The organism is Nonomuraea ferruginea, assembly GCF_039540635.1.
Lineage (GTDB): Bacteria > Actinomycetota > Actinomycetes > Streptosporangiales > Streptosporangiaceae > Nonomuraea > Nonomuraea ferruginea.
In genome coordinates this window covers 86,862-108,487 of the sequence record NZ_BAABFD010000020.1, presented here as the reverse complement: position 1 = coordinate 108,487, position 21,626 = coordinate 86,862, and the positions used below count along the sequence as shown (strand labels likewise).

Genomic DNA, 21,626 nt, shown 5'->3' with positions numbered 1-21,626 from the left:
GGGAGAGAAGCCCGCTCTCAGAGGGGGCGGGCAAGCACCGCCTGGGCACGAGGAACGTCCCGCTGGACGGCCGGGTAGCGGGCGGAAAGGAGGCGTGGTGGACGTGATCAGGCGGGAGAACCCCGCACGGGTCGCCGAGGTCGTGGGCCGGGTTCCCGTCACCGATGCGGACGGCGTGGACGCGGCGGTGCGGCGGGCCGGCGAGGCGCGGCGGGAGTGGGCGGCGCGGCCGATCGGGGAACGGGTGGCCGTCCTGTGGGAGGCCGCCGAGGCCGTCTCCGGCAGGGCCGGCGAGCTGGCCGTGCTGCTGGCGCGCGAGTCGGGCAAGCCGCTGGCCGACTGCCGGGGCGAGATCTCGTTCGCGCTCACGTACCTGCGCTGGGTGTGCGACAACGCGCCCCGGGTGCTCGCCCCGGCCGAGATCGACGACGCCGCGGGCCGCCTGGTCGTCCGGCGCGCACCGTACGGGGTGGTGGGGTGCGTCACGCCGTGGAACGCCCCGGTCATCCTGGCCATGGTCAAGCTGGCGCCCGCGCTGGCGGCGGGCAACGCGGTGGTGCTCAAGCCGTCGCCGCTGGCGCCGCTGGCCGTGAGCGAGGTGGCCGCGGCGCTGCCCGCGGTGGAGGTGGTGCACGGGGGCGCGCCGGCCGGGCGGGCGCTCGTCACCCACCCGGCGGTCCGCAAGGTGGCCTTCACCGGCGGCGACGCGGCCGGGCGGGAGATCGCGGCGGCGGCCGGTTCGATGCTCACGCCTTCGGTCATGGAGCTCGGCGGCAACGACCCGGCGATCTTCCTGCCGGACTTCGCGCTGTCCGGCGACGACTACGAGCGGCTGGTCATGGCGACGTTCGCGACCAGCGGGCAGGTGTGCATGGCCGCCAAACGGCTGTACGTGCCGCGCGCCCGGGTGGCGGAGTTCACCGAGGCGTACACGGCGGCGGCGGAGCGGGTCCTGGTCGTCGGCGATCCGCTCACGCCCGGGGTCACCATGGGACCGGTCATCTCCGGCCCGGCCGCCGACCGGATCCGGGCGCTGGTCGCGGGGTCGCTCTCCCGTGGGGGTACGGCGGTGCCGCTCGGGCGGGCAGTCGGCGACCTCGAATCCGGATATTTCGTGACCCCAACCCTCGTGACCGGGCTGGACGACCAGGCGCCCCTGGTCACCGAGGAGCAGTTCGGCCCGGCGGTGCCGTTGCTGCCCTACGACACCGAGAAGGAGCTGCCGGCCAGGGCCAACGCGGGGGATCTCGGCCTCGCCGCCTCGGTGTGGTCCGCCGACGAGGACCGCGCCTTCGACCTGGCCGCCCGCCTCGAAGCCGGCTACGTCTTCGTCAACACCCACAACCGCACCGGCATGTCCCTGCGCGCCCCCTTCGGCGGTGTCAAGCGCAGCGGCTACGGCCGGGAGTACGGCGAAGAAGGGCTGCTGGAGTACGTCCAGAGCGCGGTCGTCCACGCCCCCGCGGCCTTCCGCGACGGCGGCGCCGGCCTGCCCGCGACCGCCTACCCGGCCTGACGAGCACCGACCCGGTGCTCGTCAGCCTGCCTGGCCGACCAAGGCTCCGGACAGGTGCCAGGGGCGGCCGTCCACCAGGTCGGTGCCCCGGGAGACGTGCCGGTTGACCGCCTGCTCCGGCCACACCACGGCGTGCGCGACCTCGTCCGCGTTCTTCACCGTGGTCACCACGGGGTGGCTGATGCGGCCGGTGAACGGCCCCTCCCAAGCGGTCCAGAGCGTGAAGTCCCGGGGCGCGGCCAGGACGAGCCCCGCCACCCCGTCCGGGCCGTCCTGCCCGGCCACCACCAGGTTGAGCCGGTTCTCCGCCGCCCTCTCCAGCAGGCCGAGCCGCAGCTCCCACGGCTCCCTGGCGGTGTACGGGACCGCGACCACGTCGGCGTCGGCCAGCGCCGCCAGCCGGAACTCCTCCGGATGCCGCGCGTCCTCACCGGCGACGATCGCCAGCCGTCCCCAGGGCAACCGGTGGATCGGGCAGGGGCCGGCCTCGGCCGCAGGCGCCTCGCCGGTGGCGTTCACCAGGGCGCCGGTGCCGGTCACCACGTGGGCCGGCGTGTCCCGTACCGCTGCCGAGGCCTCCGCAGCCGACAGCGGGGAGCCTTCCGGCAGGACGATGAGGAGGGCGCCGTCGCGGGCGGCCCGGCGGACGGCGGGGGCGCCGGCGCGGACCACCGCGACCGGGAGGACGGCCGCGCCCGGCGGGGCGGTGCGGCCGCGCGGGGGCCGGGTGATGGCGGCGTAGCGGGCGGGACGGCGGGTGGCGAGGAGGCGGGCGCGGCCGGCGTCGGCGGCGGCCGGGTCGATGTCGGCGACCACCACGGCCTCGCCGGTGCGCGGGGCCCGGGCCACGACGGTGCCGTCCGGGGCGACGATCTGGCTCTCGCCCGCGCCGTGCAGCCAGCCGACCGGCACCCCGAGACCGGCGCCGACCTGCGCCAGCCGGTCGGCGGGGATCAGCGGGCCGACCTTGTTGGCCGCGACCACCCACACCTTGTTCTCGGCCGCGCGGACCGGGACGTGCAGCGAGGCCTCGTCGGTGGCGAACGAGTTCAGGCTGTTGAGCAGGATCTGCGCGCCACGCACCGCCAGCCCTCTGGTGACCTCGTTGATGACGCCTTCCATGCAGGCGTACATGCCGACGCGGCCGGCGGCGGTGTCCACCACCGGGCCGGGGGCGGTCGCCGGGTCGAGGTGGTCGTTCTCGGCGCCCATCAGGATCTGCTTGTCCGCCTCGCCCAGCAGCTCGCCGCCGGGGCCGTAGAGGAGGGACGCGCCGGTGGTGCGGCCGTCGTCGCGGGCCAGGGTGACGCCGATCTTGACGTGGGCGCGGTGCCGTCGGGCGGCGCCGGCGACGGCGGCCAGGAAGGAGTCCCCGTGCCGGCAGGCCATCGCGCGGGCGTGCTCGCGGCTCTCGTACCAGGACAGATGGTTGCAGAACTCGGGTAACACGATCAGCTCGGCGCCGCGGCCGGCGGCCTCGCCGATCATGCGAAGGCTGGTGGCGAGGTTCGCGGCGACGTCCTGGCCGGCCTCGAACTGCACCGCGGCGACGCGCACCACAGCGCCTCCCTGTTACATCTAGAGAAACGGCGTTTCCAATGCCTACAATCTCGCGAAACAGGGCGAGATGTCCAGAGGAGGCAGCCTGTGCTGACCCACGTCGTGCTGATGAAGTTCACCGATCCCGCCGACGCGCCCGAGGCCAAGGAGCGGCTCGAAGGGCTGGCGGGCAGGGTGCCGCAGATCAGGGAGCTCTCCGCGCACCTGGACGTGGTCCACTCGCCCGTCTCCTACGACCTGTGCCTGGTCACCACGCACGAGTCCGCCGACGAGCTGCGCGGCTACCAGCAGCACCCCGACCACCTGGAGCTGGCCGGCTGGCTGCGTCCGAGGCTGGCCGCGCGGGCGGTCGTCGATCACGAGGGATAGCCCGATGTCCTGGACACGGGTCACGCTTTCGGGGGATCCTGCAAAGGAAACACCGTTTCTTTACCGGTAACAGACTGGGGAAGATCAGCTGTGAAGGAAACGCTTCAGCACGTCGAGCAGATGCTCGACGAGTCCCCGGTGGTCGACGTCACCGAGACCTTCGAGCAGATGCGCGGCATCCTCGCCCGGCTCAAAGCCAGGATCGAGGCGAAGTTCGTGCTCACCCGGGACCCGTCGAGCGAGCAGTTCGACAGCTACGGCACCTACCCCGACGGCCCCGGCGGCCGGATCGAGGCCTACACCGGCCCGGAGGTGGACTGGATGGTCCACTCCTGGCTGGGCAACCCCACGGCGAGCTTCGCCAACCTGCACCTGACCGTGTGGCTCGGCCCGCAGATCGACGTGCCGCACCTGGGCATCGCGCTGCTGGTGTGGCCGGAGGGCTGGTTCTACACCGACGCGATCCCCCGGGTGAACCTGACCGAGGACGGCGACTACTACGACCGCTACTACGCGCCGCTCGACGCCGACTGGCTCCGGTTCAAGGAGGAGCACCCGGACTTCACCTGGTTCACCAGCCGCGCCGGGTTCATCCGGGCCGGCCTGTCGCCCGTCGCGCACTGCTACTCCTTCCCCCGCGCCCAGGACAACATCGACCTGGTCGCGAAGCTGCTCGACGACCGTGTGGACCGCTGGCTGACCTGGGTGGACGAGGCCGAGCCCGTGCCGGAGGAGCGGCGGCCCGCGCTCGCCGCCACCGACCTGGCCATCCGCCGCAACATCGCCGACCGCGACCCGGCCAACGTCATGGGCGTGCGGTTCTTCGGCGAGGAGCTGACCGGCAAGCTCGTCCGCGCCCTGTGGGGCGGCGACCGGGTGCTGCCGAGGCCGTCGTGATCAGGTCGCTGTGGTGGGCCGCGGAGACGGGCGGCGAGCCGCCGTTCGGCACCGCCCATCTCAAGGTCCACTACCCGGCGGCCGCCGAGGGCGACCGCCTGACCGGCACGTTCCCGCCCGACGGCGGACCGTACCCGGTCGTGCTGTTCCTGTCCGGGATCAACGTCGGGCAGGACGCCTACCGCTGGCTCGCGGTCGAGATCGCCGCTGCCGGGTTCGTGTGCGTGACGTTCGACCGGGTGGGCGAGCTGTTCGGCGGCGAGTACGGGCTCACCCCCGGCGTCGACCTGGAGGCCGCGGCCCCCGGACGGTACGGCACCCGCCCGACCTGCCCGGCCATCGGCGCCGTCCTCGCCTCGCTGGCGGAGATCGAGCTGCTCAAGGGCGTGCTCGACCTCGACCGGGTGGCCATCGGCGGCCACTCCGCCGGCGGCACGGTGGCGATGCAGTCGGCCAGGTTCTTCCCCGGCGTCAAGGCGGTCTTCTCCTACGGGGCGCACACCATGGTCGCCACCATGCTGGGCTGGCCCGCGGGCACCGTGGTGCCCGCCCAGGCCGACTGCCCCGTGCTGCTGTCGGTCGGCACCCGCGACGGCGTCATCATGGGCAGCGCCGACCGCTACGGCCAGGACGGGCACGCCACGGACCCCGTCACCCGGACCTTCGAGGAGGCGCTCGGCGACGGCGAGCACCTGCTGGCCGTCTTCGACGGCGCCAACCACTTCATGATCGCCGACCCGGTGGATCCGACGGCCGCGCGCGCCTTCCTGGATCTGCCGGCCACCGCCCAGCCCCGGCCCGAACTGGCCCGGCTGGTCACCGCGTTCCTCCGTACCCATCTGCACGACGATCCGGAGGCACGGGCCGTCCTGTCCGGCCTGCCCGTAAGGAGGAAGCATGCTTAAGAACTTCTGGTACGCGATCGAGTTCAGCCACGTCGTCGAGCACCGGCCGCGCAAGGTCACCTGCCTCGGGCAGGACTTCGTGATCTGGCGGCGGCGCGACGGCTCGGTGGCCTGCCTGTCCGACCTGTGCGTGCACCGGGGCGGGGCCCTGTCGCTGGGCACGCTGGTCGAGGACCGCGTCGCCTGCCCGTACCACGGCTGGGAGTACGAGTCCGACGGCACCTGCGTGAAGATCCCGGCGAACCCGCCCGGCCGCGGCATCCCGAAGAAGGCCCGGGTCGACGCCTACCCGATCGTCGAGAAGTACGGCCTGGTCTGGGCCTATCTGGGCGACCTGCCCGAGGACAAGCGCCCGCCGATCCCGCACATGGCCGAGCACGACGACCCCTCCTTCCGCGCCGTCTACTGGCAGACCGTCGTCGAGGCGAACTACGAGCGGGCGATGGAGAACGTCGTGGACGCGGCGCACACCCCGTTCGTGCACGGCACCGCCTTCGGCAACCCCGACAAGCCGGAGATCCCGGACTACGAGGTGACGCAGGGCGAATGGCACGCGGAGGCCGACATCCTGCTCAACCCGCCGGCGCCGAAGGGCCTGTGGGGCATGCTGTCCCCCAAGCGCCTCGACACCGTCGTGGTCACCAACGGCTGGTACCTGCCGAACGTGGTCAAGCTACACATCCGGCTCCCGTTCGGCGACCTGATCATGTACGACCACAACATCCCGATCTCCCAGGGCCGCACCATGGTGAAGCTCGTCGGCTACCGCAACTTCTTCACCGGCAAGTGGGCCGACCGCAACGCCGTCAAGCGGATCCAGCGGATCTTCGAGCAGGACCGGGTGGTGGTGGAGTCGCAGCGGCCCGAACTGCTGCCCTTCGACCTCGCGGCCGAGCTGCACCTGCGCAGCGACGCCCTGCAGATCGCCTACCGGCGGCGCCGCCAGGAGCTGATCGACGACGGCTGGTGGCTGGGCGGCGACGACATCGTGATGGGGGACGTGCCGCGCCGCGAGGCCACCGTCATCCCTTCGCCGGCCCGCCGGGACAATCCCGAACTCGCCCGTGCGTGGGTGCACAAGACCCGAGGAGACAGCCATGAGCCTGCCCGAAGCGCTGAGTGAGCGCGTCCTGGAGCGGCTGACCGACGCCCTGGAGCTCCGGCCGGCCCGCGACGTGCCGCTCACCTCGCCGATGTCGCCCGCCCCGGTCGGCCGCCTGCGGGTGCTGCGCCCCGCGGACGAGACCGTCGTCGACAAGGCGGTCGCGGTCGGCCTGGTGGTGCCGCAGATCGGGCTGGACAGCCACATGATCTTCGTGTTCACCCGTCCGGGCTCCGCGGTGCCGCACTTCACGCTGGACTCGGTCGCCTCCGCCGAGTACCACGCCATGCACCTGGACCTGATCCCGCGGGCCGAGCTGGCCGTCAACCTGGAGTATCTGGACGCCTGCTTCCTGCCGCTCACCGAGCCGCTCGACGGCGCCTGGCAGCTCGACGGCCTCTCCCCCGCCGCCATCGGCCCCCGGCAGCGGGCCATGATGTCGCCCTGGATGCTGGTGTGCCGCGCCACCGAGGACGCCTTCGCCAAGCTCGGCGGCACCGTGGACGCCTACCTGGACCACTGGCTCGCGCTCGTCGCCGGCGGCGTGCCCGAGCCCTCCGGTGACCTGGCGGGGCGCGACCGCGTCAACCGGGCCAACCTCTTCTCCCCGGCCGTGGACCCCGTCTGGCACCAGGTCACCCGGCTGATCGGCGAGGAACAGGCCGAGACCGTACGTGAGGAGCTTCTGCGTTGACCGAGCCGAGCGAGTGGCAGCGGCGCATCGAGGGCGAATGGGTCGGCAGGCCGTCCCTGTTCGACGCGACAGGGACGTGGCAGGGGTACGAGGACATCCGCCGCTCCTCCGTCCACGAGGACGGCGTGACCACCTACTACATGGACGGCGGCCTGGAAGGCGGCGGGCCGATGGCGGGCCGGTTCCGGCTGGGCGCCCCGTTCGCCTTCGGCGTGGTCGACTCCGACGCCAGCCGGATCTACACCGGCCCCGACTTCTACGGCACCGGCCAGCCGTACGGGACCTTCGTCGACGCGCACTACTACGGCCCCGGCTGGCAGGTGGACCTCAACACCTGGAACCAGGTGATCGGCGACACCCAGGTCTACTCCTCGATGCTCTACCAGGGGCCGGCGGTCGTGGGCTGCTTCAACGGCCTCTACACCCGCGACCCGGCCAGGACCGCCGACTGGCTCGCCGCCGAGACGCGGAACGGGCCGGTCCCGTACATCCTGCCGACCAAGACCGGCGGCGCGTTCGCCGGCGCCTGCGAGCTGTTCGGCGCCGACCAGAAGCCCGCCGGCACGGTCGAGGTCCGGGTCGAGCTGGAGCCGCTCGACCTGCTGAGGACCCGCCGGCGCGTCACCTGGTCGGGCGCGCTGGAGCGGGAGTACGCGGCCGACGTGCGGCGCGACGGCTGCCGTTCCTTCTACGAAGGGCCGGACGCGTGGGGCAACGCCCAGGCGTTCGGCCGGGCCGACTACCCCAGCGTGCACTTCGCGGACGTGTGGAAGCTGAAGGGCCGGGAGTTCATGCTCGACGCCACGCCCGGCATGGGCTCGGGGACGGAACTGGCGGTGGTCTACGAACTGTTCGAGGGCGGCACGCTCGCCGCGGTGATGCACGGGGTGCTGACGTGGTCATCGTCGTGACCGGCGGCAGCCGCGGCATCGGGCGCGGCCTGGTCAGGGAGTTCCTGGCACGCGGCCACCAGGTGGTGACCTGCGGCAGCGCCACGGCGCCCGAGGACGGGCTCGGCGTCGTCGCCGACGTCACCGACCGGGCCCAGGTGCGCGAGCTGTGGGACACGGCCGTCGCCGAGTACGGCCGGGTGGACGTGTGGATCAACAACGCCGGCGTCACCCAGCGGCGCGTGCCGCTGTGGGAGCTGACCGAGCAGGAGACCCGCGCGGTCGTCGACGTCAACCTCAACGGGGTGATCAACGGCTGCGCCGTGGCGCTGGCGGGCATGGCCGGCCAGGGCCACGGCCACGTGTGGAACATGGAGGGCCTGGGCAGCGACGGCCGGGCGGTGCCCGGACTGTCGGTGTACGGGTCCACCAAGCGGGCGCTGACCTACCTGACCAAGGCCCTGGCCAAGGAGGTGCCCGACGGGGTGTCCGTCGGGCTGCTCAGTCCCGGCATGGTCGTCACCGACCTGCTCGTCCGCGACCTGAACCCGAAGTCCCGCAAGGTCTTCGACATCCTGGCCGACCGGGTCGAGACCGTGACCCCGTGGCTGGCCGAGCAGGCGCTCGCCCGGATCGGGAACGGCGCGCACGTCCGCTGGCTGACCAACCGCAAGGTCATGGCCCGCTTCGCCACCGCCCCCTTCACGAGGAGAAAGGTGCTGCCGTGACCGACGCGCTCGGCTGGCGACGCAAGTTCGGCGTGATCGCGCCGTCGACGAACACGATCGTGGAGCCGGACTTCTCCGCGATGACCGTGCCGGGGGTGACCGCGCACTTCGGCCGGATCCACATCAGAGATCAGAACATGTCCGGAAATGAGGGCATGGAACGCCTGCTCGGCCAGATCCGCGACGAGCTCGGCGCCGCCTGCGAACGGGTGATGACCTGCGAGCCCGACTACATGGTCATGGGCATGTCCGCGGAGACCTTCTGGGGCGGCGTCGAGGGCAACCGGCAGTTCGTCGAGCAGATCCACGGCCTCACCGGCCTGCGGGTCGCCACCGGCGCCGAGGCCTGCGAGCGCGCGCTGAAACTCTTCGGCGCCCGCCGGATCGGCGTCGTCACCCCCTACCAGCCGGTCGGCGACGAGAACGTGGTCCGCTTCTTCTCCGAGATCGGCTTCGAGGTGACCGCGATCAAGGGACTCAAGTGCCCCACCGCCGTGTCGATCGCGCACGTGGGCGAGGCCGAGCTGCGCGACGCGCTGGTGGAGGTGAACTCCGCCGAGGTGGACGTGCTGGTGCAGTGCGGGACGAACCTGTCGATGGTGCGGCTGGCCGACGAGGCCGAGCGCTGGCTGGGCAAGCCGGTCATCGCCATCAACGCCGCCACCTGGTGGATGGCGCTGCGTGACAACGGCATCGAGGACAAGGTGTACGGCGCGGGCTCCCTCCTGCGCGATCACTGAAGGGCCCGGAGGGCGGTCCCCCGGTCGTCCTCCAGGCTCGCCCTGCCACGGAACGCCAGCAGCGCGCCGGCCAGCAACGGGACGGCGAGGATGGCGTACGCCCAGCGCAGCGATCCGGTGGCGTCGGAGAACGCGCCCACCAGCAGCGGTCCAGCCGATCCCGCCAGGGAGAGCAGGAACTGCAGCAGCGCGAACCCGAGCCCTCGCCGCGCGGCGGGCACCACGTCGGCGGCGGCCGCCGTCAGGTTGGGGATGGCCACCAGGAACCCGCCTGAGGCGACCGCCAGGCAGAGCAGCTGCACCGGCAGCACCAGCAGCAGGGCGACACCCGTCAGGGCCAGCGCCCCGACGAGCAGCCCCCAGGCGCCGACGGTCACCCGCCATCCCGGCCTGACCAGGTGCCCCCTGTCACCGAGCCGGGCGCCGAGCACGCTGCCGGTGACCATGCCGAGCAGTCCGACGCCGCCGGCCAGCCCGGAGGCGGCGCCCACGGACAGGTCGAAGGCGCGCTGGTAGAAGGTGGGCAGCCAGAACATCAGCCCGCCCAGCCCGAAGAAGACCGTGCCGAGCCCGACGGCGATGGCGCGCAGGGTCCTGATCCGGAGCAGCTCCCGCATCTCGGCCAGGACCGGGCCCCGGCGATCCGGCGCGGCGGCGGGCTGCGCCTGCCGGCCGGTCCTGAGCATCTCAATGCGGTCGCCGGTGCCCCGCTCGGGCTCGCGCAGCGTCAGGCAGAGCAGGGCGATCACCATGCCCGGCACCGCCACGAGGAAGAACATGGTCCGCCAGCCGTACGCCTCCGCCAGCGCGCCGCCGGCGACGATGCCGACCGGCGGCCCGGCGAAGTAGCCGAACCGCTCCAGCGAGAACGCCCGGGTCCGGCTGCCGCCCGGGAAGTAGTCGGCCAGCAGGCTGGAGGCCGCCGGGTTGTAGAGCAGCCCCGTGCCGCCGAGCAGCACCCGCACGGCGAACAGCATCGCGTACGAGGTCACCAGCCCGCTGCCGAGCGTCAGCAGTGACCAGACGGCCACCACCAGGAACAGCGTCCAGGTCCTGCGGCCGTGGTCGGCCAGCCGCCCGGCGGGGATCAGCAGGATGACGCCGGCCAGCGCGGCGGAGGTCGCGATGGCGCCGCCCGCCGTGTCGCCGAACCCGAGATCCCGCTGGATGTCGGCCAGCGCCCCCGCCATCAGGTTGTACTCCACCCGGTCGACGAAGGCGATCAGCGCGACGCAGATCGCGGGCCACCACCCGAACGGCGCCGCCGCGTCCAGGCGCACCCGCCGGGGGCCCCTGCCCGCGACGGGGATCTCGACGTAGTCGTCAGCGCCCGCCATGCGCACATCGTTATGGAAACACTGTTTCCCGTCAATGGATCTCGTGTCTTACTTGGAAACGACGTTTCCCCAATGGGAGTTGCCATGGAATACCCACTCTCCCTCGCCCTCGTCGACTTCCTGCCGGTCATCGCCATGGCCGTCGGGGTCGCGCTGCTCGTCCCCTACGCCCGCCACCCGGCCGTGGCCGCAGGCGGCTGGCTCACCGTGCTGGGCGGCGCGCTCAAGGCCGTCTGGAAACTGATCATGGCGATCCGCGGGCCGGACCTCGTGTGGCTGGCCGAGGCCCAGTTCTTCCTGCTCGGCATCGGGTTCACGCTGATGGCCTGGGCGCTGCTGGGGACCGGATCCGGCCGGCGGCCGCCGGCGTGGGCGTTCGCCGGCTTCGCCCTGCTGGGCGTCGCCGCCGCGATCGCGGTCATGGACACCTGGCCGATGCTGATCGTGACCACCGTCTCGGCCACCCTCGTGGGCATCCGGCTCCTGCTGCTGTCCCGCCGGGCCGGGGCGGCCGCCGCGGTCTACCTGTTCGGGTTCAACCTTCTCGGCACGTACGTGATGGGCCTGCTGGCCTCGCGGCCCGAGCAGACGATCGCCCTGCAGTGGGCGGAGGAGATCCTCAACACGCTGAACTGGTCGGCCTTCGCCCTGGGGGTCTGGCTCCTGACGCGGACGAAGTCTCCTGTGGCACATTCGCGGAGGTTCACGTGGAGTCGCTGATGCGGCCCATCCGCGGGCCGGTCCTGCTGTCCGTGCTGGGCACGTGGCTCCAGGCCCTGGCCACGACCGCGCTGCTGCTGTTCACCGGCCACGCGATCGGCCGGATCGCCGCGGGCGGGCCGCCTGACGGCGGCGTCGTCACCGGGCTGGCCGTCGCGGCCGTCGCCCGGGCGCTGTTCGCCGCCTGGGTGCCGGCGATCACCGTCAGGGCCGGCGGGCGGCTGGAGCTCGACCTGCGCGACCGGGTCTACCGCCACCTGCTCCGGCTCGGCGCCCCGCTGCGCTCCAGCGAGCAGACCGGCCGCCTGGTCTCCACCGGAACCGAGGCCGTCGAGCTCGTCGCCACCTACTACGCCACCTTCCTCGGCCCGATCCTCGCCTCGATGACCGTGCCGATCCTCGTGCTGGCCGCCATCGCGATCCTCGTCGACCCGTGGACCGCGCTCGTCCTGGCCGTCGCGGTCCCGGCCATCCCGCTCACCGTCGGCGTCTTCCAGCGGGCCTTCGCCAGGGTCAGCGACGGATACCGCGACACCGCCAACCGGCTGGCCGCCCGCTTCCTGGACGCCCTGCAGGGCCTGACCACGCTCAAGCTCTTCAACCAGGGCACCGCGCACGGCCGGACCCTGGCCAAGGCCTCGGAGGACCTGCGCCAGGCGATCATGCGGCTGCTGGCCGGCAACCAGGTCATCCTCTTCGTGATCGACACGGTCTTCTCACTGGGGATGATCACCGCGGCGACGGTCCTGGCGATGATCCGCTTCCGCGACGGCGCGATCGGCACGGGCGAGGCGGTCGCCCTGGTGCTGCTGGCCACCCAGCTCGTCGAGCCGCTGGACAAGGTCGGCCAGTTCTTCTACGTCGGCATGGGCGGCATGGCCGCCGCCAAGGAGATCAGGACCCTGCTCGCCGAGCGGCCCTCGGTCACCGACGCCGACACCGGGCACCCGGCAAGGACCACCTCCGAGGTGACCTTCGACGCGGTCGGCTTCGGCTACCTGCCGGACACCCCGGTGCTGCGCGAGGTGAGCTTCACCATCGCGCCCGGCGAGAGACTGGCGCTGGTCGGGCCCTCGGGATCGGGCAAGACCACCGTCGCCGCCCTGCTCCAGCGCAACCTGGACCCCGGCGAGGGCACGATCCGCGTCGGCGGTCACGACGTCACCGCGGTGCCCGCCGCCTGGGTGCGCGAGCAGATCAGCGTCGTCGCCCAGACGACCTACCTGTTCACCGGCACGCTCAGGGACAACCTCAAGGTCGCCGCGCCCGACGCCGACGACGACCGGCTGCGCGAGGCGCTCGCCGTGGCCGACCTCGACCTGGACCTCGACACGCCGGTGGGCGAACGCGGCCTGACCCTCTCCGGCGGCCAGGCGCAGCGCGTGTCGATCGCGCGGGCCGCGCTGAAGGACGCGCCCATCCTCGTCCTCGACGAGCCGACCTCCAACGTGGACCTGGAGTCCGAGGCCGCGATCCTGGCCGCGCTGGACCGGCTCACCACCGGGCGGACCGTGCTGATGATCGCGCACCGGCTGTCCACCGTCCGCGACGCCGACCGGATCGCGGTCCTGGAGGACGGAGCCGTCACCGAGCAGGGCACGCACGAGGAACTGATGACAGGCGACGGCCACTACGCCAGGGCGGTGAGGTCACGATGACCAGGATCCAGATCAGCCGGCGGCTGCTGGCCTTCGGCCGGCCCCTCCTGGTCCCGCTCGCCGTCTCGGTCCTCTTCCGCGTGTTGCAGCAGTGCCTGGGCATCGCCCTGTACGGCGTGGGCGCCTGGGGCGTGGTCAGGGTCGTGTCCGGCGAGCCGGAGGTGATCGGCGAGATCGCCGTGGCCATGGTCGTCATGGCCTTCGCCAAGGGCCTGTTCCGCTACGTCGAGCAGTACTCGGGGCACTTCGTCGCCTTCAAGCTGCTCGCCCTGCTCCGCGACGACTTCTACGAGCGGATCGAGCCGCAGGCGCCCGCCGGGACCGAGGGCGGCCGCTCCGGCGACCTGCTCGCCCGCGTGATGAAGGACATCGACCGCATCGAGGTGTTCTACGCCCACACCATCGCGCCGGCGCTGGCCGCCGCCGTCGTGCCGGTGATCTCCCTGACCGTGCTGGGGACGGTCTTCAGTCCCGTGGTGGCGCTCGTGCTCGCGCCGTTCCTGATCGGGGTGGGCATCGGGGTCCCGTGGCTGAGCCACCGCGCCGCCGCCACCGCCGCCACCGAGCTGCGCCGCTCGCGCGGCGAGGTCTCCCAGCACCTCACCGACGGCGTCCAGGGCATCAGGGAGGTGCTCGCCTTCGGGTACGGGCCGCGCCGCCTGGCCGAGCTGGGCGCGCTCGGCGGCGCCGGCGCGTCGGCCGTCGGCCGGCTCGGCCGCCTGATCGCGCTGCGCCGGGGCCTCAACGAGCTGCTCGTCGCCGCCGGGATGATCGCGGTCCTGTTCACCGGCCACGCGCAGGGCCTCGGCTGGCAGGACATCGCGATCACCGTCGCGATCGGCCTGGCGGCCTTCGGGCCGGTGCTGGGCGTGGAGGAGTTCGTCGCCGACCTGGAGCAGGCGTTCGCCGCCGCCCGCCGCCTCTGGGAGATCACCGACCGGCCACCCCTGGTCGTCGACCCCGGCTCCCCCGAGCCCCGGCCCGCCGGCCGGTCGATCGCCTTCGAGTCGGTGACCTTCACCTACCCGGGCGGGCCGGCTCCCGCGTTGCAGGACGTCTCCTTCACCGTCCCCGAGGGCGAGCGGTACGCCGTCGTCGGCGCGTCCGGCTCGGGCAAGTCCACGCTGGTCTCGCTCCTGCTCCGGTTCTGGGATCCGGACTCCGGCAGGGTGCGCGTCGGCGGCGTCCCGGTCGACCGGCTCGGCCTCGGCGACCTGCGCGACCTGGTGGCCGTGGTCGGCCAGCGGACCTACCTGTTCAACGACACCGTGGCCGCCAACCTCAGGCTCGCCCGGCCGGCCGCCACCCAGGACGAGCTGGAGGCCGCCTGCCGCCGCGCCGCCCTGCACGACACGATCACGGCGATGCCCGAGGGCTACGACACCGTGATCGGCGAGATGGGCGAACGGCTGTCCGGCGGCCAGCGGCAGCGGCTGGCGATCGCCCGCGCCCTGCTGAAGGACGCCCCGATCATCGTCCTGGACGAGGCGACCTCCGAGCTCGACACGCACACGGAGGCCGAGATCCAGCGGCAGATCGACGACCTGGCCGAGGGCAGGACCCTCCTGGTCATCGCGCACCGCCTGGCCACGGTGACCGGCGCCGGCCGCATCCTCGTGCTGGACCGCGGCCGCCTGGTGGAGCAGGGCACCCACGAGGAGCTCCTGGCCCGCCAGGACGCCTACGCCCGCCTGTACGCCCGCCAGGCCGACGACCTCGACCGGGCGGCCGGCTGAGGATTGTATGCATCAAAACCAGATATCTCCCTTTATGACCTTATATCTGGATTTTTTGCATACATGTTGGTATCCAGGAAGCATGCATCCCCCCGAAGTGAACCTCGTCGAAGTCGGCCCCAGGGACGGGCTCCAGAACGAGTCCGTCCTGGTGGGCACCGATGACAAGGTCGCCTACATCGAGGCCCTGGCCGACGCCGGGCTGACCCGCATCGAGGCGGTCAGCTTCGTCCACCCGCGCCTGGTGCCGCAGATGGCCGACGCCGAGCAGGTGATGGCCCGGGTGCCGAGACGCGACGGGCTCAGCTACATCGGCCTGATCGTCAACGCGCGCGGCCTCGACCGGGCGCTGGACGCCGGAGTCGACGAGGTCAACATGACCGTGGTCGCCACCGAGACCTTCTCCCGGCGCAACCAGGGCATGAGCATCGCCGAGGCGCTCGACTCCTTCGCCGCCGTCTCGGCCCGCGCGCACGCCGCCGGGCTGCCGGTCACCGCGACGGTCGGCGCCTCGTTCGGCTGCCCCTTCGAGGGCGAGGTGTCGCCGGACCACGTGGCCGTCATGGTGCGGCGCTGCGCCGAGGCGGGCGCCGACGAGATCGCGCTCGCCGACACGATCGGCGTCGGCGTGCCCGCCGACGTGCGCCGCCTGGTCGAGGCGGTGCGCGCCGTCACCGGCCTGCCCCTGCGCTTCCACTTCCACAACACCCGCAACACCGGGTACGCCAACGCGCTGGCCGCCGTCGAGGCCGGCGCGAGCGCGCTGGACGCCAGCAGCGGCGGGATCGGCGGCTGCCCGTTCGCCCCGGCCGCCACCGGCAACATCGCCACCGAGGACCTGGCCTACGCCCTGCGCCGGTCGCGCGTCCGTACCGGAGTGGACCTGGGCCGGCTGACCGAGGCCGCGGCCTACATCGGCGAACGGCTGGGCGCGCCGGTGCCCGCCCTGCTCGGCCGCGCCGGCGACTTCCCGGCCTGAGGGCCCCGCCCTGCGGCGAGGGCGCGATCCCGAAGTGGTCAGGAATCGAGAAGCGTCGCCCTCCAGGCTGGACCTAGCGTTGCCCGCGTGAACAGCACAGCCACCCCAGCTTCCATGGGCCTCACGCTCGACGTCATCACCCTCGGGACGCCCGAGGTGGAGGCCGCGCGCAGGTTCTACAGCACGACGCTCTCCCCCACCGTCGCCGACGACGACGACTCGGTGAACCTCGACCTGCACGGGACCGGGCGACTCACTCTGTCCGCGGCCGAGAGGCTCGCCGCGGGCGCGGGCGCGCAACCGGCGGCGCCGGGATTCCGCGGCTACGTGCTGACCTATGTCGTCAACCAGCCCACCGAGGTCAAGACGCTGATGGACGCCGCCGTCCGCGGCGGCGCGGAGGTTCTCAAGCCCGCCAAGAAGGCCCTCTTCGGTTCGTTCTCCGGGGTGTTCCGGGCACCGGACGGCGCCATCTGGAAGCTGGCGGCGGCCACCGGCAAGGACACCGGCCCCGCGGCGGAAAGTCCGCTGCCGACTGAGACCACCCTCATTCTCGGCGTATCCGCGCCGAAGGCGTCGAAGGCCTTCTACGAGGCCCTGGGCATGTCGGTCGACCGGGACTACGGCAGCAAGTACATCGACTTCCACCCCGCCGCAGGCGCGGCCAGGCTGTGCCTGATGGAAGGCGGGGTCCTGGCCAGGGATGCGGGCACGGCCAAGGACGGCGACGGCTTCCCCTCGATGGTCCTCACCCACAGGGCCGAGTCCCGGGAAGAAGTCGATCTCCTCCTGTCGGCGGCCGCCGCTGCCGGAGGCCGGACCACCGTCGCCGCCACGCGGACTACCGAGGGATATTCCGGTTTTTTCACCGACCCGGACGGCTTCTGGTGGCAAGTGACGCACTGAGCCCCGCGAGCCGGTGTCCATCGCGTCGTCGGCCTCCCAGGCGATCTCCGAGACGACGAACTCCACCATCACCAGAACCGCACCTCGGGATAGTCCTTCGACGGCTTGTCCAGCAGGGGCCGGCGCTCGCCCTTCAGGTGCAGGTCGAGGAAGGCGGTCACGTACGCGCGGGTGATCCCGATCGACCGCGCGCCGTCCATCGGCGCCGCGGGCAGGCCGAGCTGGGGCTGGAGCACCGCGTAGTCGGTGAAGCTCGCGTGCTCGGCGCCGGTCACGGTCAGCCAGCGCTTCCAGTCGCCGGTCACGTGCGGCCAGAACGTGTCCCACGAGCCGTCGCTCCCGCCGTGTCCCGGCGCGTGCCGGGGATTGCCGATCATCATGAAGGGCTTGTCCAGCGGCTTGGCCGGGGTGCCGGGGTGGTAGGTGCCGTCCAGGTTGACCGCGGCCTTGATCCGCTTGGAGGAGGGCAGCAGGTGCGCGGCGCTCTGGCCGCCCGCCGAGTGCCCGACCATCGCGATCCGCCTCTCGTCGATCAGCCGGTTCCAGCGCTTGCTCTTGGCCAGCCGGTCCAGCACGAACTCGGTGTCGGCGGCCCGTACCCGGGCCACCTTCGCGCCCGTCTCGGGGGTCTGACCGGCCTTCCCCGCCTCGAAGGTGACGGTCCGGCCGCCGGGGAACGTGGTCGCCAGCGACTCGTAGGTGTGCTCGATCCCCGCCACCAGGTAGCCGCGGCTGGCGAACTCCTCGGCCAGCGAGGTCATGGTCGCGCGGGGCATCGTCATGCCGGGCGACAGGACCACCAGGGGCCGGCCGCCCTTGCGCGGCAACGCGGGAGCGTCGGCGCGGGCGTGCGTCCTGGTCTTGGCGAGGGTGTCCGCCGGTACGTCCTTGAGCTGCGGCACGCTTCTGATGACCAGTTCCGATTCCCGTGGCGTGAGGTACCGGGAGGGCTTCCCGGTGGCCTTGCGCGCCGGGTACCAGATCGAGACCATCAGCTCGCGCGCCTTCCGGCTGGGGACCCAGGGGTCGGGGCGGCTGGAGTCGACCAGGTGCAGGTCCGTCCTGCCGACCGGGTGGTCACCGGTCGGCGCCGGCAGGGCGGTCACGGGTTTGTTCGCCACGGGGACGGCTTCTGCCGGCAGGGCGGCCACGGCCGAGGTGGCGAGTGATGCGGAGAGCGCGAGCGTGGCAACGGTTTTCCTCATGCGTCCCACCGTGCCGGGTGGTCCCGCCGTACCGTCCCCGACGAAAGCTGCGCGGTGTCTGCGACTTTCGTAGGGGATGTCTGAATCGGTGCGCCTTGTAGTCTCTGGCCATGCTTGACCGGGCATCGAGGATCGCCGGACGGGTCACCCCCTGGGCTCTGGGGCTGACGGTGTTCCTGCTGTCCATGGCCGCGGTCACCGGGTCCATGGGGGTGCGTTCGGCGCTGCCCGCGCCGGTGCTCGTGGCCGTGGCGGCGTGCTGCGGTGTGGCCGCCGCCTTCGCCGGGCGGGCGCTGTGGCCGCTCGTCGCGGTGGCGGCCGTGGCCCACCTCTGGCTGGTGATGTGGCCGGCCGCCGTCGTGGCCTCGTACTACGCCGGCATCCGGTTGCGCCGCCGCGACCTGTGGCTCTACGTCGCCGGCGCGGTCGTGGTGCACGCGCTCGCCGGGCTCGTCTCGTACTGGAGCGAGGGTTATCGCGCCCTGGTCGCCGGCACCCCGCTCAACGCGCTGCTCATGGGCGGCGCGATGCTCGGGCTTCCGCTCGTCGCGGGGCTGTGGGTGGGCGCCAGGCGGCAGGTGCTCGACGCCGCGCGCGAGCAGGCCGCGCAGCTGCTGCGCGAGCAGGTGCTCCGCGCCGGGCAGGCGCGGGAGCAGGAGCGGTCGCGCATCGCGCGGGAGATGCACGACGTGGTCGCCCACCGGGTGTCGCTGATGGTCCTGCACGCCGGGGCGCTGGAGGTCAACGCCTCCGACGCCCGTACGGCGGAGGCCGCCGCGCTGATCGGCCAGGTCGGCAGGGAGGCCCTGACGAACCTCAGGGAGGTGCTCGGCGTGCTGCGCTCGCCGGACCCGGTGAACGGCCCGCAGCCCACGCTGGCCGACCTGGACCGGCTGCTCGACCAGTCCCGGGCCCTGGGCATCGTGGTCAACCGCCACGACGAGGGCGAGGCCCGCCCGCTCCCACCCACCGCGGAGCGCACCGCGTACCGGGTCGTCCAGGAGGCTCTGACGAACGTGCACAAGCACGCGGGCGACGCCGAGACCGACGTGCACCTGCGGTTCCGGAGCGCCGAGCTGGAGGTCCTCGTCCGCAACCGGCCCGCCACGGCGGCGGACGGCGGTCTGCCCGGCTCCGGCTGGGGGCTGGTCGGGCTGCGCGAACGCGTGGAGCTCCTCGGCGGCAGGCTGGAGGCCGGGCCGCAGGAGGAGGGCGGGTTCCGGGTGCTGGCCGGGATTCCCACCGCATGATCCGCGTACTGGTGGTCGACGACGAGGCACTGGTCAGGTCAGGATTGCGGATGATCCTGGAGGCGTCCGGCGAGATCGCGGTGGTCGGCGAGGCGGGCGACGGCGCGGCCGCGGTGACCGCCGCCGCCCGGCTCAGGCCGCACGTCGTGCTGATGGACGTGCGCATGCCGGGCACCGACGGCCTGACCGCCGCCGCCGGCATCCTGGCCCTGCCCGGCCCGCCGAAGCTGATCATGCTTACCACGTTCGACCTCGACGAGTACGTCCACGAGGCGCTCCGGCTGGGCGCCGTCGGCTTCCTGCTCAAGGACACCCCGCCGCGGGACCTGGCCGCCGCGGTCCGCACGGTCGCGGACGGCCAGGCCATCCTCTCCCCCGCCGTCACCAAGCGGTTGATCAGCTCGTTCGCCGGCAAGGCTCCCTCGCGGGCCGTGTCCGCGAGGGAGCGGCTGGCCGCGCTGACCGCCCGCGAGGAGGACGTGATCAGGGCTGTCGCTCGCGGCCTGTCGAACGCCGAGATCGGCCGCCAGCTCCGGCTGACCGAGGCCACGGTGAAGGCGCATGTCAGCCGGGTGCTGGCCAAGCTGGGCCTGGCCAACCGGGTGCAGGCCGCGATCCTCGTCCACGACGCCGACCTCTAGGGGCGGCTCAGATGGTGATAGCGATCTTGCCGGCGACCTGGCCGGTGGTGAGGTAGGCCAAGGCGTCGGGCGTCCGGGCGAGGGGGTAGGTGCGGTCGAGAGCCGGGGTGAGGGCGCCGGAGTCGATGAGGCCGGTCAGGGTTTCCAGGTCGGCGGCGGACTCGGTGGACATGAGGCCGGTCAGGCGCTGGCCGACGAAGAGCGACAGCAGCATCGCCCGGATCTGGCGGTCGGCGCCCTGGAGCACGCGCCCGCCTCCGGGCCCGCCCACGATGACGAGCGCGCCCCGGGGGGTGAGGACGCGGCGCAGCCGGCCCAGGCGGCGGTTGCCTGCCGTGTCGAGGATGAGGTCGTACCGGTCGGCGCCGGTGGTGAAGTCCTCGCGGGTGTGGTCGATGACGTGGTCGGCGCCGAGGGAGCGGACCAGGCCGGTCTTCGCGGTGCGGCACACGCCGGTGACGTGGGCGCCGTCGGCCTTGGCGATCTGGACGGCGTAGCCGCCCACGCCGCCGCCCGCGCCGGTGATGAGGACCCGCTGCCCGGCGGTGAGCCGGCCGGCGTCGCGCAGCCCGTGGAGGGCGGCGCAGGCGGAGATGGGCACGGTGGCGGCCTGGGCGAAGCTGAGGGAGGCCGGTTTGGGGGCGAGCTTGTCCTGGTGGGCGCGGGCGTACTCGGCGTAGGCGCCGTCGCAGGTGCCGTAGACCTCGTCGCCGGGACGGAACCGGGTGACGTCGGCGCCGACGGCCGCGACGCGGCCGGCCACGTCCATGCCGGGGACGGGGTTCCTGGGCCGGCGCAGCCCGAAACCGGCGGCGCGCACCACGTAGGGCAGGCCGGTGACGAGGTGCCACACGCCCTGGTCGACGCCGGCGGCCTCGACGCGGACGAGCACGTCGCCGGCGCCGACGGCCGGGACGTCCATGTCACGCAGCTGGAGCTGCGCCGGTGCGCAGTAGGCGTCGCGGGCGATCGCGGTCATCGTCTTCTTCGTCATGGTCGTCTCGATCCTGGCCGGGGTGGTCATGGGGTGTGGTTACTCCTGGGAGTCCGGGTACTGGAAGACGTCGTCGAGCGGCACCCCGAACACCCGGGCGATCTGGAACGCCACCTCCAGCGACGGCGAGTAGCGGCCCTGCTCGATGGCGATGACGGTCTGCCTGGTGACCCCGATGCGGTCGGCCAGCTGTGCCTGCGTCATCTCGCCGTGCGCGAACCGCAGGGCCCGGATCGAGTTCGTGACCTTCGTGGGCTTGACCATGGTCAGAAGCCCCGGCGGTACAGGACGATCTTCACGGCCGAGGAGACGACGGTGGCCAGGACGAACGCCAGGTACAGCGCGTTGGCGATCCAGAAGTGGGCGGCCTCCACCATGGCCAGGACCAGCGGCACGAGCGCCGCGATGCTCATGACGTAGAAGCCGACGTAATCGCCCAGCCGGTTGATCTGCCGGTCGCGCTCGTCGGTCCGGCCGGCCTCCTTCGGCGAGGCGACGGCGGCCGCGATGTTGGCGACGATGCCCAGGCCGATCCCGGCGGCGATCGCGATGAGCATCGGCCGCACATAGGCGATCCGCGCGACGTCCGCTCCCGGCACCTGCGACAGGACGACGACGAAGTAGACCGCGTAGACGCCGACGCCGACCACGAGGTAGATCCACGAGCGTTTCTCTTCGGAGGACATGCCCTGCTCCCATGTAAAGAAATTTTTACATGGTCAAAGGTAAAGCAGCGCAGACATGGTGTCAATAATCTTTAACACGAGGCGGCATGCCGAAGCCGGGTGCCGGCCGAGCC

Annotated in this window: 22 protein-coding genes; 16 read left to right on the top strand and 6 right to left on the bottom strand. The window is 72.6% G+C overall.

Features of this window, described 5'->3' with window-relative positions; genetic code table 11:
- Positions 1-97 precede the first annotated feature (97 nt).
- Positions 98-1,516: an aldehyde dehydrogenase family protein gene (locus ABD999_RS33110; RefSeq protein WP_271280484.1), complete on the top strand. Its 1,419-nt coding sequence runs from the start codon at positions 98-100 to the stop codon at positions 1,514-1,516.
- 21 nt (positions 1,517-1,537) lie between these two features.
- Here ABD999_RS33110 and ABD999_RS33105 read toward each other — a convergent pair whose 3' ends face one another.
- On the bottom strand, positions 1,538-3,076 hold the full coding sequence (locus tag ABD999_RS33105; protein WP_345483052.1) for a carbon-nitrogen hydrolase family protein: 1,539 nt from the start codon (positions 3,074-3,076) through the stop codon (positions 1,538-1,540).
- An 87-nt stretch (positions 3,077-3,163) separates the two neighbouring features.
- Between ABD999_RS33105 and ABD999_RS33100 the strand changes: the two genes are divergently transcribed.
- From ABD999_RS33100 to ABD999_RS33065, 8 genes are all read left to right on the top strand, one after another.
- Entirely contained in the window at positions 3,164-3,445 is a 282-nt protein-coding gene (locus ABD999_RS33100) for a Dabb family protein (protein WP_271279352.1), read from the top strand.
- Positions 3,446-3,535: 90 nt separating this feature from the next.
- Positions 3,536-4,342 (top strand): oxidoreductase, encoded by an 807-nt coding sequence (locus tag ABD999_RS33095; protein WP_271279351.1) that lies wholly within the window; start codon positions 3,536-3,538, stop codon positions 4,340-4,342.
- A complete protein-coding gene (locus ABD999_RS33090; protein WP_271279350.1) occupies positions 4,339-5,247 on the top strand; it encodes an alpha/beta hydrolase family protein in 909 nt (302 codons plus the stop codon). Before ABD999_RS33095 ends, ABD999_RS33090 begins: the two co-directional genes overlap by 4 nt.
- A complete protein-coding gene (locus tag ABD999_RS33085; RefSeq protein ID WP_271279349.1) occupies positions 5,240-6,370 on the top strand; it encodes an aromatic ring-hydroxylating dioxygenase subunit alpha in 1,131 nt (376 codons plus the stop codon). Before ABD999_RS33090 ends, ABD999_RS33085 begins: the two co-directional genes overlap by 8 nt.
- Positions 6,345-7,043 carry a hypothetical protein gene (locus tag ABD999_RS33080; RefSeq protein ID WP_271279348.1) on the top strand — a complete coding sequence of 233 codons (699 nt, stop codon included), beginning with the start codon at positions 6,345-6,347 and terminating at the stop codon, positions 7,041-7,043. Before ABD999_RS33085 ends, ABD999_RS33080 begins: the two co-directional genes overlap by 26 nt.
- Complete coding sequence (locus tag ABD999_RS33075) at positions 7,040-7,954, top strand: hypothetical protein (protein ID WP_219546353.1); 915 nt, start codon at positions 7,040-7,042, stop codon at positions 7,952-7,954. The genes ABD999_RS33080 and ABD999_RS33075 overlap by 4 nt, the downstream gene beginning before the upstream one ends.
- On the top strand, positions 7,939-8,661 hold the full coding sequence (locus ABD999_RS33070; RefSeq protein WP_271279347.1) for an SDR family oxidoreductase: 723 nt from the start codon (positions 7,939-7,941) through the stop codon (positions 8,659-8,661). Before ABD999_RS33075 ends, ABD999_RS33070 begins: the two co-directional genes overlap by 16 nt.
- Complete coding sequence (locus ABD999_RS33065) at positions 8,658-9,401, top strand: maleate cis-trans isomerase family protein (protein ID WP_271279346.1); 744 nt, start codon at positions 8,658-8,660, stop codon at positions 9,399-9,401. Before ABD999_RS33070 ends, ABD999_RS33065 begins: the two co-directional genes overlap by 4 nt.
- On the opposite strand, the gene ABD999_RS33060 is transcribed toward ABD999_RS33065, so the two are convergent.
- Positions 9,395-10,738, bottom strand: a complete 1,344-nt coding sequence (locus tag ABD999_RS33060) for an MFS transporter (protein WP_271279345.1) — start codon at positions 10,736-10,738, stop codon at positions 9,395-9,397. The two genes, ABD999_RS33065 and ABD999_RS33060, sit on opposite strands and share 7 nt — an antisense overlap.
- A gap of 84 nt (positions 10,739-10,822) precedes the next feature.
- On the opposite strand from ABD999_RS33060, the gene ABD999_RS33055 reads away from it, so the two are divergent.
- The 5 genes from ABD999_RS33055 (at position 10,823) to ABD999_RS33035 (ending at position 16,737) form a co-directional block, all read left to right on the top strand.
- Positions 10,823-11,458, top strand: a complete 636-nt coding sequence (locus ABD999_RS33055) for a hypothetical protein (RefSeq protein WP_219546349.1) — start codon at positions 10,823-10,825, stop codon at positions 11,456-11,458.
- Positions 11,458-13,116, top strand: a complete 1,659-nt coding sequence (locus ABD999_RS33050; protein ID WP_271279344.1) for an ABC transporter ATP-binding protein/permease — start codon at positions 11,458-11,460, stop codon at positions 13,114-13,116. The genes ABD999_RS33055 and ABD999_RS33050 overlap by 1 nt, the downstream gene beginning before the upstream one ends.
- Entirely contained in the window at positions 13,113-14,852 is a 1,740-nt protein-coding gene (cydC, locus tag ABD999_RS33045; RefSeq protein ID WP_271279343.1) for a thiol reductant ABC exporter subunit CydC, read from the top strand. The genes ABD999_RS33050 and cydC overlap by 4 nt, the downstream gene beginning before the upstream one ends.
- 82 nt (positions 14,853-14,934) lie before the next feature.
- On the top strand, positions 14,935-15,831 hold the full coding sequence (locus ABD999_RS33040) for a hydroxymethylglutaryl-CoA lyase (protein WP_271279342.1): 897 nt from the start codon (positions 14,935-14,937) through the stop codon (positions 15,829-15,831).
- A gap of 87 nt (positions 15,832-15,918) precedes the next feature.
- Positions 15,919-16,737 (top strand): VOC family protein, encoded by an 819-nt coding sequence (locus ABD999_RS33035; protein ID WP_222708937.1) that lies wholly within the window; start codon positions 15,919-15,921, stop codon positions 16,735-16,737.
- A 68-nt stretch (positions 16,738-16,805) separates the two neighbouring features.
- Here ABD999_RS33035 and ABD999_RS33030 read toward each other — a convergent pair whose 3' ends face one another.
- Entirely contained in the window at positions 16,806-17,942 is a 1,137-nt protein-coding gene (locus tag ABD999_RS33030) for an alpha/beta hydrolase family protein (RefSeq protein ID WP_271279341.1), read from the bottom strand.
- A 110-nt stretch (positions 17,943-18,052) separates the two neighbouring features.
- Here ABD999_RS33030 and ABD999_RS33025 point away from each other — a divergent pair, with 110 nt between their 5' ends.
- Both ABD999_RS33025 and ABD999_RS33020 read left to right on the top strand, forming a co-directional pair.
- A complete protein-coding gene (locus tag ABD999_RS33025; RefSeq protein WP_271279340.1) occupies positions 18,053-19,192 on the top strand; it encodes a sensor histidine kinase in 1,140 nt (379 codons plus the stop codon).
- Complete coding sequence (locus tag ABD999_RS33020) at positions 19,189-19,833, top strand: response regulator (protein ID WP_271279339.1); 645 nt, start codon at positions 19,189-19,191, stop codon at positions 19,831-19,833. The genes ABD999_RS33025 and ABD999_RS33020 overlap by 4 nt, the downstream gene beginning before the upstream one ends.
- Positions 19,834-19,840: 7 nt before the next feature.
- Here ABD999_RS33020 and ABD999_RS33015 read toward each other — a convergent pair whose 3' ends face one another.
- From ABD999_RS33015 to ABD999_RS33005, 3 genes are read right to left on the bottom strand one after another with little or no spacing between them, the layout of a single operon-like run.
- Positions 19,841-20,857, bottom strand: a complete 1,017-nt coding sequence (locus ABD999_RS33015) for an NAD(P)-dependent alcohol dehydrogenase (RefSeq protein ID WP_271279338.1) — start codon at positions 20,855-20,857, stop codon at positions 19,841-19,843.
- 9 nt (positions 20,858-20,866) lie between these two features.
- Positions 20,867-21,091 carry a helix-turn-helix transcriptional regulator gene (locus ABD999_RS33010; RefSeq protein ID WP_219546342.1) on the bottom strand — a complete coding sequence of 75 codons (225 nt, stop codon included), beginning with the start codon at positions 21,089-21,091 and terminating at the stop codon, positions 20,867-20,869.
- A 2-nt stretch (positions 21,092-21,093) separates the two neighbouring features.
- Positions 21,094-21,513 carry a hypothetical protein gene (locus ABD999_RS33005; RefSeq protein ID WP_271279337.1) on the bottom strand — a complete coding sequence of 140 codons (420 nt, stop codon included), beginning with the start codon at positions 21,511-21,513 and terminating at the stop codon, positions 21,094-21,096.
- Between the last annotated feature and the right edge of the window lie 113 nt (positions 21,514-21,626).